This window comes from Collinsella sp. OF02-10, from assembly GCF_003463445.1.
GTDB lineage: Bacteria > Actinomycetota > Coriobacteriia > Coriobacteriales > Coriobacteriaceae > Collinsella.
Window position 1 is genome coordinate 281,825 of sequence record NZ_QSCW01000001.1, and the last position, 13,646, is coordinate 295,470.

Here is a 13,646-nt window from a genome sequence, read left to right on the forward strand (position 1 = left end):
TTGCCTGTCCGCCCCAAAATGGTACTCGATTATCTGCGCTACCAGAAAAACCCTACGCCGACGCGCTGTCGCGAGCCGCCTGGCATGTAGGAGTCTGACGCAGCGCAAGCGGCTTGTCCCCCGCCTCGGCCGACGTGGTCAGCGTATATGTGATCGTCGTCGTCTCGCCAGCATGCAGGTCAACGGTGCCCGAATAGAAGGGGATTCCATGCCACGTAGCGGCGCCAAGACCAAACTGGGTGCCCTCGACGGTCAGATCAGTAATGTTGCCGCCCGTCGGTGCAAACAACGAGACATTCAGACGCTCGTCGTCGCGCGCTGCATCGGGCGCGCTCGCCGCGACGTAGTCGGGCAGCTTGCCTGCCTCCTCCTGCGTCATGATGTTCGTCAGGGTAACGGTGATGCGATACGAGCACGTGCCGTCACCGTTCTTGACGCCCTGGCCAATCTGCGTATCGGCATTCAGGTACCAGTCGAGCTTGGAGAAGCTCAGGTTGTTAAAGTAGACACCAGCGACGGGATCTTCACTCGGGTCATCCGGATCGGGCAGCGAGGCGTCAATGCCCGTCTCTTTGATGGCATTCTGCTCGTCATCGTTTTTCATCCAAGCAATCAGACGACCCTCTTCGGCACCGCGCTCAACGGCGCTGACAAGCTTTGTAACGTCGACGTCACCGATGCCACCGAGAATCTTGTCGAAGGCAGCGCTGGCGACGGATGCAAAGATGCCGTCCGACTCCTCGACCGGATAGTTCCAGTACACATCGTGCATGAGGACCTTTGCGGCGTTGGTGCCGTCGACAACCGTTCCGTCGGGCAGCGACACATTACCGACCAGGCCCAGCAGATACTGCAGGAACACCGGGTCAATGCCCACGACGCCGTCAACGTCCTGGCCATATTGAGATTTCCACAGGGCTGCGACACGCTGCGAGTTGCGGGGCCAATCGGGCGAATAGGTATTGCCCGAGTTGTACAGGTTACTGTGGTTGCCGAACAACGCCTCATCCTCTTCGTCGACGCTCTCGACTGCCTCATCCTCGCTGAGTCCAATACGGGGAACAAACTCGCCAATCGACATCTGGCCGTCGGTGACCGAAATCAGGCCCTGCGAACCGCCAAAGCCGCCGCAGGCACGAATCTCGACGTTGTTCATGGCGTACATAAGGTAGTTGCGCGTCTGGCCGTTGGCACCGAGCATCTGGGGAAGGACGGGGGCGACCTTCTCCGCCGCGTCAACCGCGCCGTTGAGGGTGGCAAAGCCGTCCTTGGCCTTATCGACCAGCTCGGTCACTTGGGAAATATGAGTATCGCCAATACCCTGGATCTTCTCGTTGGCGCTCTTGAACACCTTGGAGCTATCGGAAAGCGAATCGGCAACGGCCTGCAGCGCGGACACGTTAATCATGCCGTCCTGGAACAGCTTGCCTGGCGTGGCCTGCGAAAGGTTGTCGGCCATGGGAACCAGCGCGTTGCTCGAGACATCGGACAGGGCATCAATCATGGTGCGGGCCGCATTGATGTCGCTGCCATACACCGGGATAAACGAAGCCACCGTCCACAGCGGGCTCGAGGTCTCCGCCTTCATGCTATCGCAGAGCTCATCGATCTTCTTCGCGTCGTCAGGCAGCGTCGAAAAATCGCCCGACGTGACCTTGTCCTTAAGGCCACCGACGATCTCGACAGCCTCCTTCGCTTCGCTCTTTACGGTCTTTGCCGAGTTAAGCAGCATAAAGCCACTTGCGCCAAGCGCAACGAGAAGCACCGCGACTACAGCGGCAATAATGGCGCCAGTGTGACGCTTTTTGCGCTCGCCCTTGCGATGGCGATGACGGACCAGACCGTCAGAGGTCGAACTCGACGAAGCGTCGCTACCGTAGTTCAAGCCAAAATCGTAATAATCTTCCTTGGAACCCGAGCCCGCAAACTCGGCACCGCTATCATCCAGGCGGGCGAACGTGCCAGTCTCGGAGGCGCCGGTGTAAATCGTGCCAAGGTTACCCGTAAGCCCCGCGCCACCGGCAGAGGGAGTATTGTTGGCGGCCTTGCCGGCATTAACGTTGCCGGCGGTATTCGCGGCGTTGGCAGCACCTGCGTTGTTCGCAGGTATCGAAGGGGCCCCGCTCGGCTGCGACGTGGAGGTTGCACCGCCCGCAAAGACATTCCCTCTTGCACGGCCGGTCTTTTTTGCCTTTTGAGACTGCTCGTACAGAGCGGTAAACATCGCCGTCTCGCCCGGGGACACGCGCTTACCGGAACCGCCCTGCCCAGCGCCGCCCGGCGTGCCGGCCTTACCAGCCCCGTTCGGACGCGGCGGAACTGCAGGACGGCCGCTATCGCTGCCCTTAAAGTGATTACCAGCCATAAAGAAATCCTCGCAATTGAGTCGCAATGAAAAAGTCCATAACGTTACTAGTTTATGGCATTTTGAGCATCGACAGCTAAACTCCAGACACGGACATCAATTGGCGAAAATGTGGCACAACGCCTTTTCCGTCTTGGCGGCGGCACCAGCTACACCGTGAGAAACATCATCACGATGATCATGGCAAAGCCGATAAGGTCGGTCGGCAAAAACACTGTGCCCAGCATCACGGCGCTGGTGATGGTCGCCGAAACCGGCTCCACAGTTCCGATGAGGCTCGCACGCACCGAGCCGATGTCCTTAACGCCCTGCATATAGAGCATGTAAGCAAAAAACGAGCCGATAACCACGAACACCGCGAGTGCCTCGATACCGGCGGCATCGAGCGCCGGCATATGCGCCCAAGGCTGCACGAAGACGCACGAGACCACGCCCGCCGTGAGCATTGCCGAGCCCGTGACGATGGGGCTACCGTATTCGGGCAGAATCTTGGCGGGAATCACCGCCATGCATGTAGCGCTGACCGCACACATGAGACCCGCGATCAGGCCGAGCGGCGAGATATTCAGGCTGGTGGGGTCGCCACCGGTGGCGATTAAAAAGGTGCCACCCAAAGCCAGACCGATGCCGATGACTTCGCGAGTACGTGGCATGCGGCGATCGATCACGCAGGTGTAGCCCATGATGATAACGAGCTGCAGGCACTGGAGCACCGTCGCGGTTCCGGCGTTCGTCAGGCGCACGGCCGAAAGATAGCAAAACTGGTTGAACAGCAGGCCAAAGGCGGTAAAGAGCAGCAGCTGCTTGCGATCGGCGGGTGTGGTCCAGAGCTTAATCAGGCGCTCGCGGTCGCGCGTAACAACCACGGCCATAAAGAGTAGACCGGCGAGAATCTGACGCACGCTCATAAGCCACAAGGTGTCGACGTGGAAGGTATCGAACAGAAAGCTCGCGCTGGTGCCCGAGAAGCCCCAAAACGAACCGCCCACCAGCGTAGCCAAGACGCCCGTGATCATCTTGCGCGACGAAGCACTGTTCAGGCGGTCGCGCCATGCGCGACGGGTGTTGCGGCTGAGCTCGTCGGTGCCCTCGGGCACATCAATGTTCGATATATCGGTCATCGGCACCGAAGCCCCTGCGCCTTCGACCTGCTCGACACACTCTTTGCTCATTCCACTCCCCCGAAACAGTCTGGAAGCAATTCGGCTTACCTTACCACGGCGAAGGCACCAGCCGAAGGCTTGTCCGCTTATCGGTAGGACAATTCCGCAGGCGTCTTTCCATAGCTCGACACCGCAATGGCCTTGCATTATGCGACAGCCAAATCGCGGCAGCAGGCTCTTTTGAAATGGATATGACAAGACCCCCGAATTCCACAATGTAAGCGATTTTTAAAAATGTTCTTGCCACCGAGTTCAGGCTCCGTTATATTATCCCTTGCGCGCTTGCGCACCCTTGATCGGGCGTTTAGCTCAGGGGGAGAGCGCTTCCCTGACACGGAAGAGGTCAGAAGTTCAAATCTTCTAACGCCCACCAAATGTTCGCAGCTCAGAGACTATGTCCTCTGGGCTGTTTTGTTTTATGTCGCCAAATCCGCTGGCAGTTCCAACCGTCATCGCAACGTAGCATCAATTCACCTGACGAATGGCTGCCAAACAAATTCAATACCCCAACATCAACAATAGCCAGGCACAAAACTGCGCCGCAAGCTGCTCCAACCGCCCAACTGGCCAAAAGCCGACCATCTACTTGCCGATCTATCCATCGGCATAACCAATCAGTCCGCACCGCAACTTCTAAGCAAAACGCCGCGATGTCTGCGCCCTGCGGTATCCTTGAGCCACTTGCACCTGCAGCACCAAGGAGCCGCCATGCGCACTGAGCTCGATGTCCCCTTTTCGCACAAAGAAGAAGCCAAGGCGCTGGGCGCCAAATGGGACCGGACCAAGAAGATCTGGTATGTACCCAGCGGCGTCAACCCCGAGCCCTTTGCCGAGTGGCTGCCCGGTGTTGACCGATCCGACCCCTCAGCGCCGTATATATATCTAGTACTGGGCAAGCGCGAGTGCTGGAAATGCCACGAAGAGACCTCGGTCGCGGCCTTCGGTATTCCCTATCGAACCGATGACGGCAAGGGCATCGCCATTGCGCACGCGCCCAACGAAGCCGGGCACATTACCATCGACACGGCCAATGCCAACGCGCTCGCCATTGTTCCCGCTCTTGGCTGCGTCCCGGGCGAGATCCGCGACTATCTTTCTAAGCGCTGTGGCTACAAACCCGTAGGCGCACGAGCCTCCAAAGCCCCGTCGCTCGGCAACACGTGCACCAGTTGCGACGCGCTGCAAGGCAGCCACTATCTGTTCGAAGAACCCACGTCCCCGTTTGCCCTCACCGCCATCAACAAGCTGCCGGCACTGGAGTTTGTGCGTGTCGAAGTTGCCGGCGTCTTTGGCGTCCCGGCCACGCGCACCGACTTTGACCAGGCGCTCTTTACCTGGGCACGCGACCATCACGCCAAGTTCCACAAGCAGCTCGGTGAGGGGATTTATTTATAGGAACAGAGATGCCTTCACAGCCAGCTCCTCCGCATCACCTATCCCTCGTCGCCGGCGTCGTACACGATATCGAGGCCACAAACAGGGCATTTCTCCTGATACACCGGCATATGAACGCCTGTCCGTTTTCTCACTTCGTCGCTAAGTCTGTCGCACGCATCGATGAACCGAATGTCGAGGCACGGTATTTGCGAGCCGCAGCAAGGACAGGCGACGACAAACGACCCGCAATCAACTTCTACGCTCGGAAACATTTTGTTGTCTATAAGGGCGCACGGCAGTTTTCCGTACTTCCCCATCGCAATATCGCCTCGCCAGCTCACGTTCGCTCCCCTCTCGCTATACAAATCAGGAAGAGCATGCACCGGCAGGCGTGTGCGAGATTGCATCGCCACGCGATCCGATCAAACAGCACGATCGTAAAAGACCGCCAAAGCCAAATTTCATCGTCGGTCGCACCCTGTCCGGCAAACTCAATATCGACGGGTATGTGCTTCAGATAACTCATGTCGGGCGCAAAACGAGGGTCCGGTCCGCCTTTATGAACAGGACCGTGCAGAACAAACCATCCGTTTTCGGGCTCGAACCGCTCAACAAACGCAAGGCCGAGCACCTTATAGCCCACCTCGGTTGCAAATATGACTCCGGCTGGGACGTCACATTCCATGCAGTTGAGCATTTTACGGTTGTAATTCTGGTCTCGAAAACCAACGGTACCCGGCGCTTGAACCGAGTACTTAATGACCCACGTACCATCGTCCAAATAGAGCGGAGGCACATTGTTGATGCTCTCGGTTTGCCGCTGGCGCGCTTGTACCCCGCTACCCCACTCCCCTGTATACTGATGTAGCACGTGTTTCATCCGGGCTTGTTGGGCCGGATTGTTCATGGGAGGGTCTTATGGCTGCTTCGAATCCGCCTAAGGGGAGCGTTTCTTCTTCGTCCATCAAGCCGGTTACGCGCAAGGCCGTGCGTTGCCAGCGCGAGGTCGCTTGGCTTGTCACGCAGGCGGCGGGCAGGCTTGTGGCGAGCACGGAGGACGTCAATGCTCCCACACCGAGCTTTGTGCTGGCAGCGGCGCTTGATCGAGTACGCCAGCTGGAATTCGCCGCGCAAGAAGACGGCAGCCACCTTGACTACCAGAACGCCATGGCGCCCGACCTGCAAACGTTCTGCCACATGGCCAAGTTGCCCGCCGCGCCCAATGCGCTTTCGGACGCAGGCTACATGTTTACGCTTTCGGGCGCGGACCTTATCCGCGACATCTACGCATACTGCAGCGAGCTCGCCGAGCGCAGCGTCTTTGGCACGGCAGAAATCAAACCGGGATATGTCATCAAGCTGGTTCTTAGGCTGTTCTTGATGGACGGGTTCGGGGCCATGCCGGCGTAAGCCGAGTCTTTAGCATCACCGTCGACTGGGCAACAACCGCTTTACCTTAGTGGGCGCCAATCGAGGGTCGATTATTGGGTCGCCTCGTCCACTAACGCATTTATTCCACGCGCTCTGACAGTCTATATTTGCGGTTGCGGCTTGTCGACGGCGCCGTCGGCTCAAGCTCACCCTGCTCAATGAGCGCATTGACGCGTGCCCTAACCTGGGAAACCGTGAGTCCCGTGCGCTCCGCCAGTTCGCGCGTCCCCAATTCGCCGTAGCGCTTGAGTGCCGTCATAATCAAGTCCCCGCCATGATCGACCGGCTCGATCTTTGGACGGTAAAGTACGACCTTGAACCGATCGAACCCCGGGCAGAACAGGGGCTCGGCCAGACCATGCGCACGCATGGCATCGATCATCATCGGGATGCCCGAGCCATTGCCCTCAGCCGGCGAACCTGCGCCATCCGGCAGCGGGACAATCGACATGAGTTTCACGAGCGTCGCGTTACGGCATCGGGAGCTGCCGTCAAACAAGTTCTCGCGAGTCTTTCCCCCGTAAAGGCCGCCAGGATTCGTCACCTCGACACGATCGTCAAAGACGTCGACGGCAATCGATTGTCCACAGAACCGATCCCCGTATTCTCGATGGATTACGGCGTTGGCGATTGCCTCGCGCAGAACCTCCTCGGGAATCTCCAGCGAGTCGACACGCGAGACGCCTTGGACGGTCGAGGTTCGCCGCAAATTCTTGGCGACGGCCGCGACAGCATCCGAGATCATCTCGCCCAACGTTCCCTCACAGATTGTGCGGTCCATAAACCTTAGTGGCCCCGCAGCTCCCTTTTGAGTTCCCACGTGGACAGCCACATCAATGAAGAGCTTGGGATAGAACTGCTGAGGGTAAACGCCCGCGACAAGGAGGCCGGCCTTGGTAACATTGCCCTGGAAGTCGAGGATATTCAGACGCTCCATCTTTGTCTTCTTGTCCGCCGCACCGCGCATCGCTCGAGGCGTCAACGAATAGACACGCTCTATCGTGCGGTCGACCAGCGACTCGTCGAGATCGCCCACACTCGTGCCGGGCACCGCATCGCGATCGCTAGGACTCGTCCGTTCATATGACGACAGTGCCAAAACCTCGGTCGACGAAAGCGGGACATCTTTGTCATCGATGCGTTTGTAGCTGCCACCTTGAGCGCCCCGCTCCATGACATAGCAAGGCTTGCTCGACGGGTCAAGCTCCTCAATCGCGATGACTAGAACCACGGTGCCCTGGAGCTCCACGCGCTCAATGGTGTATTTGGGCGGATTGGCCAGCTTTCCGCGACCGCCAGCATCGCCCATGCCCGCCACGAATTGGTTGAGCACTTTCTCGGTCTCAAAGTTTGCAACTGGGACAAAACCCGCGCGCTCGCTCACTCCGAGTACGATGATGCCGCCGGCGGTGTTTGCGAAAGCGCTGACCGTTTCCCATACGTCGCGGGAAAGCGTCGTGGCGCTCTCCTTGACCTCAACGTTAAGATCGTCCGAGCCCATGCGCCTTAAAGACTCGAGCAGACCGGTCAGTTCGTTTTCGTTCATCTGCACGTCCTTTCGCTCGGTTCTGCGAAGAATGCCGCGAATAGATTTCCTTCGTCTCTCAGTTATCTCTCGTAATTATCTCTCATCTTTCTGTTATCTCTCATATTAGAGAGGAGTGAGAGATGAAAGATAAGATGTCTGTCATCTGTTTCATTTAAACATGTTTTCGCTGGTAAAACAATCTATATTGAGACAATACCATGGTTGTCTGTCTCTTTGCAGCATTGTTATCTCTCATATTTATCTCTCATCTTTCTGTTATCTCTCGTATTAGAGACGAATGAGATATGAGAGATGTGCGGGCGGCGGATGAGCGTGGATTTTGGACGGTCGGGAAATGAGGGTGGATATTTGGACGGTTTTTGGGCGTTTTGAGGCTGATTCCGTCCGAAAATCCACTCTCATTCGATAGGCGTCCAAGTTTCCACGCTCGTGCGGTGAACGCGCGGGGCCTTTGTCCAATCCGCTGGCATCGTCTCCAGTTCGCCGCAGTGCCGCGGCCCCCATATGGGTATACTCTCGAGGATTCGACTCGATTCGCCCCCGCTGGGGCGTCAAAGGAGACTGCATATGCCCACCACCTCAACCGACCCGCGCGCCGCTGCCGCCGCGCTGCTGGTGCCCGGCACCACCTGCCATGGCTTTGCCGTCGAGCGCTGCGAGACCGTGCCCGAGCTCGACTCGGACGCCTATGTGCTTCGCCACACCGTCTCGGGCGCTCGCCTGCTGTACCTGGCGTGCGACGACGAAAACAAGGCCTTTGCCATTGGCTTTAAGACGCCGCCGGCCGATTCCACCGGCGTGTTCCATATTCTTGAGCACTCGGTGCTGTGCGGGTCGGCCAAGTTCCCCGTCAAGGAGCCGTTTGTCGACCTGATCAAGAGCTCCATGCAGACGTTCCTCAACGCCATGACCTACCCCGACAAGACCATCTACCCCGTTGCCACCACCAACGAGCAGGATCTGTACAACCTGATGGACGTGTACCTGGACGCGGTGTTCAACCCGGCCATCTATACCAAGCCCACCATTTTTGAGCAGGAGGGCTGGCACTACGAGCTTGACCTGCCAGAGGGCGCCGAGGGCGAGGGCGACGGCAACCCCGCCAGCCTGCGCGAGGGCACGCTGCGCTATAACGGCGTGGTGTTCAACGAGATGAAGGGTGCGCTGTCCGATCCCATGAGCGTGCTGGACGACGCCGTCAACGCCGCGCTCTATCCCGACACCGCCTATGCGCACGAGAGCGGCGGCGACCCGCGCGCGATTCCGGCGCTCACCTACGAGCAGTTCCTGGACACGCACGCGCGTCACTACAATCCTTCCAACTCCTACATCACGCTTTACGGTGACCTGGACGTGGACCGCGCGCTGGTTTTTTTGGACGAGCGCTATCTGTCGCAGCCGAGTGCCGCGAGCCGCCGCATGGACGCCGCCATCGCCGCCGGCGAGGACCCGTCCACGCTGGCGCCCAATCCGCTGGGCGTGCAGACGCCCGTGACCTGCGAGTACAAGCGCGTCGAGATGGCCACTACACCCGAGAACGCCCTGGTGGGCCTGGGTCTGGTGCTGGGCAGCGCGCTCGACCGCAAGCGCACGATCGCGGCGGATATCCTGTTTGAGGCACTGCTGGGCTCCAACGAAGCACCGGTTAAGAAGGCCATTCTGGCCGCCGGCCTGGGCGGCAACGTGGTGAGCTACACCGCGGCCGAGAGCCTGCAGCCCTACGAGCTCATCATGCTGCAAAACGCGCAGCCCGGCGTGGCGCGCGAACTGCGTCGCATGTTCCAGAACGCCTGCCGCGACCTGTGCGAGCATGGCGTTCCGCGCGAGCGCCTGGAAGCCATCATCAGCAGCAACGAATACGACCTGCGCCAGCGCGACTACGGTATCGCCGACGGCGTGGCAATTGCGTGCGACGCACTAAGCACCTGGCTCTACGATGACGACGCCGCGACGCTGGCACTCAAGTACGGCCCGGTGTACAAGGAGCTGCGTAGCGAGCTGGACGGCACCTACTTTGAGGACCTGCTGCGCGAGTTGGTACTGGAGAACGACCACATGGCGCTCGTCGAGCTGGTGCCGGTGAACGCTGGCGCCGGCTCGGAGGGCGCCGAGGCCGCTGAGCTGGCAGCCAAGCGCGACGCCATGACCGATTCCGAGCTGGCCAACGTGGTCGAGCGCACGGCCGCGCTGCGTGCCGCGCAGGAAGCCGAGGACACGCCCGAGGACAAGGCCACGTTGCCGCGCCTGCGCGTGTCCGACATTGGCGAGGCGTGCCCCGAGCCGCCGCTGGTTGTGGACACGACCGCGCCCATCCCCTGTCTGCGCCACGACATTCCCACCAACCGCCTGGCCTACGCCATGCAGTATTTCGACCTGAGCTGCGTCGCGTTTGAGGACCTGCCCTATGTGACGCTGCTCTGCCGTCTGCTCAAACAGCTGCCCACGAGCGAGCACTCGGCCGAGGAACTCGATAACTTGCTCGCCGGCAAGCTGGGCTTTTTGAGCTTTACGACCGAGGTCATGACGCAGCCCGACGTGGACGGCGTGCGCCCCTACCTGCTGGTGAGCGGCGGCGCCCTGTCCGAGAAGATCGATGCGCTGGCGAGCCTGCCGCGCGAGGTGTGGTCGAGCACGCTTTTGCTCGATGCCGACGCCGACCGCGTGCGCGACGTGCTCACGCAGATTCGCATTGGGCTTGAGCAGGGCTTTATCAACAACGGTCACTCGGCGGCGCTGGGTCGCGCGATGAGTTACAGCTCGCCTTCGGCCGTGGTGCGCGAGCAGCTTTCGGGCGTGGACTTCTACCTGTTCCTGCGCGACCTGCTCGACCACTTTGACGAACGCCTGGACGACCTGCGCGCCAAGCTTACCGAGCTGGCAGACCGCATCTTTGTGGCCGATGGCTGCATGGCGAGTTTTACCGGCAGCGATGAGGACTTCGATGCGTACTGGGACGCCGCGGGTAACCTGGGACTGGGCGCTGGCGATGGCGCCGGCCGCGACGCGCTCGTGGTGCCGGCGCCGCGCGACCGCCACGAGGCTTTCGTGATCCCCAGCGACATCTGCTTTGTCGCGCGTGCGTGCGATCCGCGTCGCTTGGGGCTCGACGTGACAGGCGCTTGGGCCGTGGCTGCCAACGCGCTCTCCTACGACTACCTGTGGAACGAGATCCGCGTGAAGGGCGGTGCGTACGGCTGCGGATTCCGCGCGGCAGGTGAGCGTCAGGCGGCGTTCTACACCTACCGCGACCCGGCGATCGATCCTTCGATTGAGCGCGTGGAGCGCGCGGGTGCATGGCTTGGCAGCTTTGAGCCCGACGAAGCCGCCTTTGAGGGCTTTATCGTGAGCTGCGTGAGCGGCATGGACGCGCCGGTGAAGCCGTACGCGCTCACCAAGCGCCGCAACACGACCTACCTGGCCGGGCTCGATCCGCATGCGCGCGAGGAGCGTCGCGCCCAGATGCTCGCCGCCACGCCCGGTGAGCTGCGCTCGCTCGGCACCGACGTGACGCGCATCGCAGCCGAGTCGCCCACCTGCGTCTTTGGCGGCCGCGACGTCATCGCCAAGAGCAACGCCAACTTCAACGTAGTCGACCTGCTGGGCTAGCCACAGCAAGCAAAACCACCACAAAGGGGACAGGCACCTTTGTGGTGGTTTCGACATTTGCCCAGATAAAACCTGCCAAAATAAACCTGTCCCTTTTTGGTAGGTTTGGGAGAGGGGGCTGGAATGGATAAGGCTGAGTTGCGGCGGGCGGTGATTGCTCGGCGCGATGCTCTTGATTTGGACTTGCGGGCAGCGAAGTCTGCTGATATCTGTGCACGGCTGGTTGAGCTGCTGGGCCGCTTGGATGCCGCGGCGCCGCGCACCGTTGCCGTCTATGCCGCGATGGGTTCCGAGGCAGACCCTGCCGCGTTTGCCGCTGCGGCCGCCGCGCGCGGCTGGCGCGCAGCCTATCCGTGCATGCTCTCGGCAGCCGAAGCCGCAGCTTGTGGCCAGCGTATATGCATGCGGGCAGTTGCCGCCGACGATGCGTCCGCGGCTCCGTTTATCACTCATCCCACGCGAACCTTCGCTGCCGCGGACATCGGCAGCAACCGCTTCCCCATCGTGCCTGCCGAAGCACTCGACATGATTGTTGTGCCGCTCGTGGCCTTCGACCAAACCGGCGCGCGCCTGGGCTACGGCGGCGGCTGCTACGACCGTTACCTGTCCATGCTCTCGCCCGCATGTCAAATCGTCGGCATCGCCTTTGACGAACAGCGCATCGACCACGTCCCCACCGACGTCCACGACCTGCCGCTGCCCAACATCGTCAGCGCCTAAATGTCGTTGTATCGCACCCGCAAGATAAGCGTGGAAAATCTCCCACTTTGGGACTGTTCGGGGGCAAAAAACGGGAGATTATCCACGCTCATTATTCAAACGTCCGATAATCCACGCTCGTATGTCTGAAAATCCACGCTCAACCAATACGCGTCCAGATTTCCGCGCTCGTGTGTCCGATTATCCACGCTCGTGCAGCCTAACGTCCTGTAACCGTCTCAGCAGGCACGCGGCACGCCGGCAACCTTGAGCTTGCGATCGAGCTTTGTCGGGTCCCTTAGATCATCCCAGCACAAGCGCACAATCTTACAGTTATCGAGCATCGAAAGCCTCGACTCGCGCTGGCGCTCGTCAAATTGCGCCTTTGCGAGCTTGCCCTCCTCCGCCGCCTTCTCACTTTTAACGAATCCGTCGAACTCCCCAATAATCAACCGGTCACCCACGCGCCACAGATAGTCAACGCGATACGGCTTTCCCGGCTCAACCGGGTCGAACAGCTCAACTTGCAGCTCCGGAACCTGCCAGCCGCGCTCGATCATCAGCGCACGCGCCTTGGACTCGCCGCCGCTTTCCGACAAGCCGTCGGCACACCGCGCAACCCTGCGCGCCGTCACAACACCGCGACGATTCAAACCAAGCTTGTTGACTGCCTCAACAAGGTGCTCCTTCGACAAAAGCTGCTCATGGAGCGCCGAGTCCGCAATGATCAGCCCCTCGACAAACGACGCGTCGACCAGGCAATCCGTAATCGTTTGATCGATATCGGTCACGGCAATATCCATTTGACTGGCCCGCGTTCGATAAGCATAACGATGGCGAATGACCTGAGAGCCCGGCGTCGTCGATTGCGCCGGCATCGCGGCGATATGGATGTGCGTCAAATTGGCATGCGAAACCGAAAGACCATAGATAACAGCCGCCGTATAGGAGCAAAACGTCCAGTCGGGGTGCTTTTGCGCAAGCGCCCGCACCCGATGCAGATAACGTTGCCGAAACTTGAGCTCGGACCAGTATTCCGGACGCGCATACAACCCCGGCATGACCACCTCGAGACTTCCCGCCACCACCCGCCGCTCAATCTGCTTTGCCTCCGCCGTCGTGCGCGCGTACACGCAGCTCATCTGCTGCTCGCAAGCTTTAATGTGGCTTGTGAGTCTTTGATTCGCCGTCATGTTTGCCATGTCGCCTCCCAACTCTTGGAACGGCGCCAACGTACCAGGCGGTTTCATGCGAAGTCTGACCAAATGCTGTCCAGCAGCTGACCAAATGCTTGACGGTTTTGGACGTTTTAGGCCAATGCTCTATATCCGCAGGTAGAGCGGTTGTCCAGAGATCCCTGTCTCCACATCTTTATGCCTCAAAAGCCGTCGATTTCCTTAAAAGAAAAATGCTGTGGCTCGAAACTACCTAGTTTGCGATGCTGTCCGTAAACACT

Annotated in this window: 9 protein-coding genes and 1 tRNA gene; 5 read left to right on the forward strand and 5 right to left on the reverse strand. The window is 59.8% G+C overall.

All coding sequences use genetic code 11. The features are described from left to right. Positions 1–52 precede the first annotated feature (52 nt). Complete coding sequence (locus DXA43_RS01225; RefSeq protein ID WP_117806023.1) at positions 53–2,365, reverse strand: DUF4012 domain-containing protein; 2,313 nt, start codon at positions 2,363–2,365, stop codon at positions 53–55. 149 nt (positions 2,366–2,514) lie between these two features. Further along, positions 2,515–3,537, reverse strand: a complete 1,023-nt coding sequence (locus tag DXA43_RS01230) for a DMT family transporter (protein ID WP_199580504.1) — start codon at positions 3,535–3,537, stop codon at positions 2,515–2,517. A 289-nt stretch (positions 3,538–3,826) separates the two neighbouring features. Here DXA43_RS01230 and DXA43_RS01235 point away from each other — a divergent pair. Both DXA43_RS01235 and DXA43_RS01240 read left to right on the forward strand, forming a co-directional pair. Further along, a tRNA-Val gene (locus DXA43_RS01235) sits at positions 3,827–3,901 on the forward strand. A gap of 335 nt (positions 3,902–4,236) precedes the next feature. Beyond that, positions 4,237–4,923: a DUF5710 domain-containing protein gene (locus DXA43_RS01240; protein WP_117797208.1), complete on the forward strand. Its 687-nt coding sequence runs from the start codon at positions 4,237–4,239 to the stop codon at positions 4,921–4,923. A gap of 319 nt (positions 4,924–5,242) precedes the next feature. Here DXA43_RS01240 and DXA43_RS01250 read toward each other — a convergent pair whose 3' ends face one another. Continuing rightward, complete coding sequence (locus DXA43_RS01250) at positions 5,243–5,812, reverse strand: hypothetical protein (RefSeq protein WP_117806024.1); 570 nt, start codon at positions 5,810–5,812, stop codon at positions 5,243–5,245. Positions 5,813–5,823: 11 nt separating this feature from the next. Here DXA43_RS01250 and DXA43_RS01255 point away from each other — a divergent pair, with 11 nt between their 5' ends. Next, the gene (locus DXA43_RS01255; RefSeq protein ID WP_117648206.1) at positions 5,824–6,315 is read left to right on the forward strand and encodes a hypothetical protein; all 492 of its coding nucleotides are present in this window, start codon (positions 5,824–5,826) and stop codon (positions 6,313–6,315) included. 100 nt (positions 6,316–6,415) lie between these two features. Here DXA43_RS01255 and DXA43_RS01260 read toward each other — a convergent pair whose 3' ends face one another. After that, a complete protein-coding gene (locus DXA43_RS01260; RefSeq protein ID WP_117806025.1) occupies positions 6,416–7,882 on the reverse strand; it encodes an ATP-binding protein in 1,467 nt (488 codons plus the stop codon). Positions 7,883–8,452: 570 nt separating this feature from the next. On the opposite strand from DXA43_RS01260, the gene DXA43_RS01265 reads away from it, so the two are divergent. Together DXA43_RS01265 and DXA43_RS01270 are read left to right on the forward strand one after the other, a co-directional pair. Beyond that, complete coding sequence (locus DXA43_RS01265) at positions 8,453–11,491, forward strand: insulinase family protein (protein ID WP_117806026.1); 3,039 nt, start codon at positions 8,453–8,455, stop codon at positions 11,489–11,491. Between the two features lie 123 nt (positions 11,492–11,614). After that, on the forward strand, positions 11,615–12,211 hold the full coding sequence (locus DXA43_RS01270; protein ID WP_117806027.1) for a 5-formyltetrahydrofolate cyclo-ligase: 597 nt from the start codon (positions 11,615–11,617) through the stop codon (positions 12,209–12,211). Between the two features lie 218 nt (positions 12,212–12,429). Here DXA43_RS01270 and DXA43_RS01275 read toward each other — a convergent pair whose 3' ends face one another. Further along, positions 12,430–13,392, reverse strand: coding sequence for a hypothetical protein (locus DXA43_RS01275; RefSeq protein WP_117806028.1), 963 nt, complete (start codon positions 13,390–13,392; stop codon positions 12,430–12,432). Between the last annotated feature and the right edge of the window lie 254 nt (positions 13,393–13,646).

Bases quoted from the DNA above. Each gene is read 5' to 3' on its own strand.
- DXA43_RS01225 (WP_117806023.1), bottom strand. From the start codon at position 2,365: ATGGCTGGTAATCACTTTAAGGGCAGCGATAGCGGCCGTCCTGCAGTT.
- DXA43_RS01230 (WP_199580504.1), bottom strand. From the start codon at position 3,537: ATGAGCAAAGAGTGTGTCGAGCAGGTCGAAGGCGCAGGGGCTTCGGTG.
- DXA43_RS01240 (WP_117797208.1), top strand. From the start codon at position 4,237: ATGCGCACTGAGCTCGATGTCCCCTTTTCGCACAAAGAAGAAGCCAAG.
- DXA43_RS01250 (WP_117806024.1), bottom strand. From the start codon at position 5,812: ATGAACAATCCGGCCCAACAAGCCCGGATGAAACACGTGCTACATCAG.
- DXA43_RS01255 (WP_117648206.1), top strand. From the start codon at position 5,824: ATGGCTGCTTCGAATCCGCCTAAGGGGAGCGTTTCTTCTTCGTCCATC.
- DXA43_RS01260 (WP_117806025.1), bottom strand. From the start codon at position 7,882: ATGAACGAAAACGAACTGACCGGTCTGCTCGAGTCTTTAAGGCGCATG.
- DXA43_RS01265 (WP_117806026.1), top strand. From the start codon at position 8,453: ATGCCCACCACCTCAACCGACCCGCGCGCCGCTGCCGCCGCGCTGCTG.
- DXA43_RS01270 (WP_117806027.1), top strand. From the start codon at position 11,615: ATGGATAAGGCTGAGTTGCGGCGGGCGGTGATTGCTCGGCGCGATGCT.
- DXA43_RS01275 (WP_117806028.1), bottom strand. From the start codon at position 13,392: ATGGCAAACATGACGGCGAATCAAAGACTCACAAGCCACATTAAAGCT.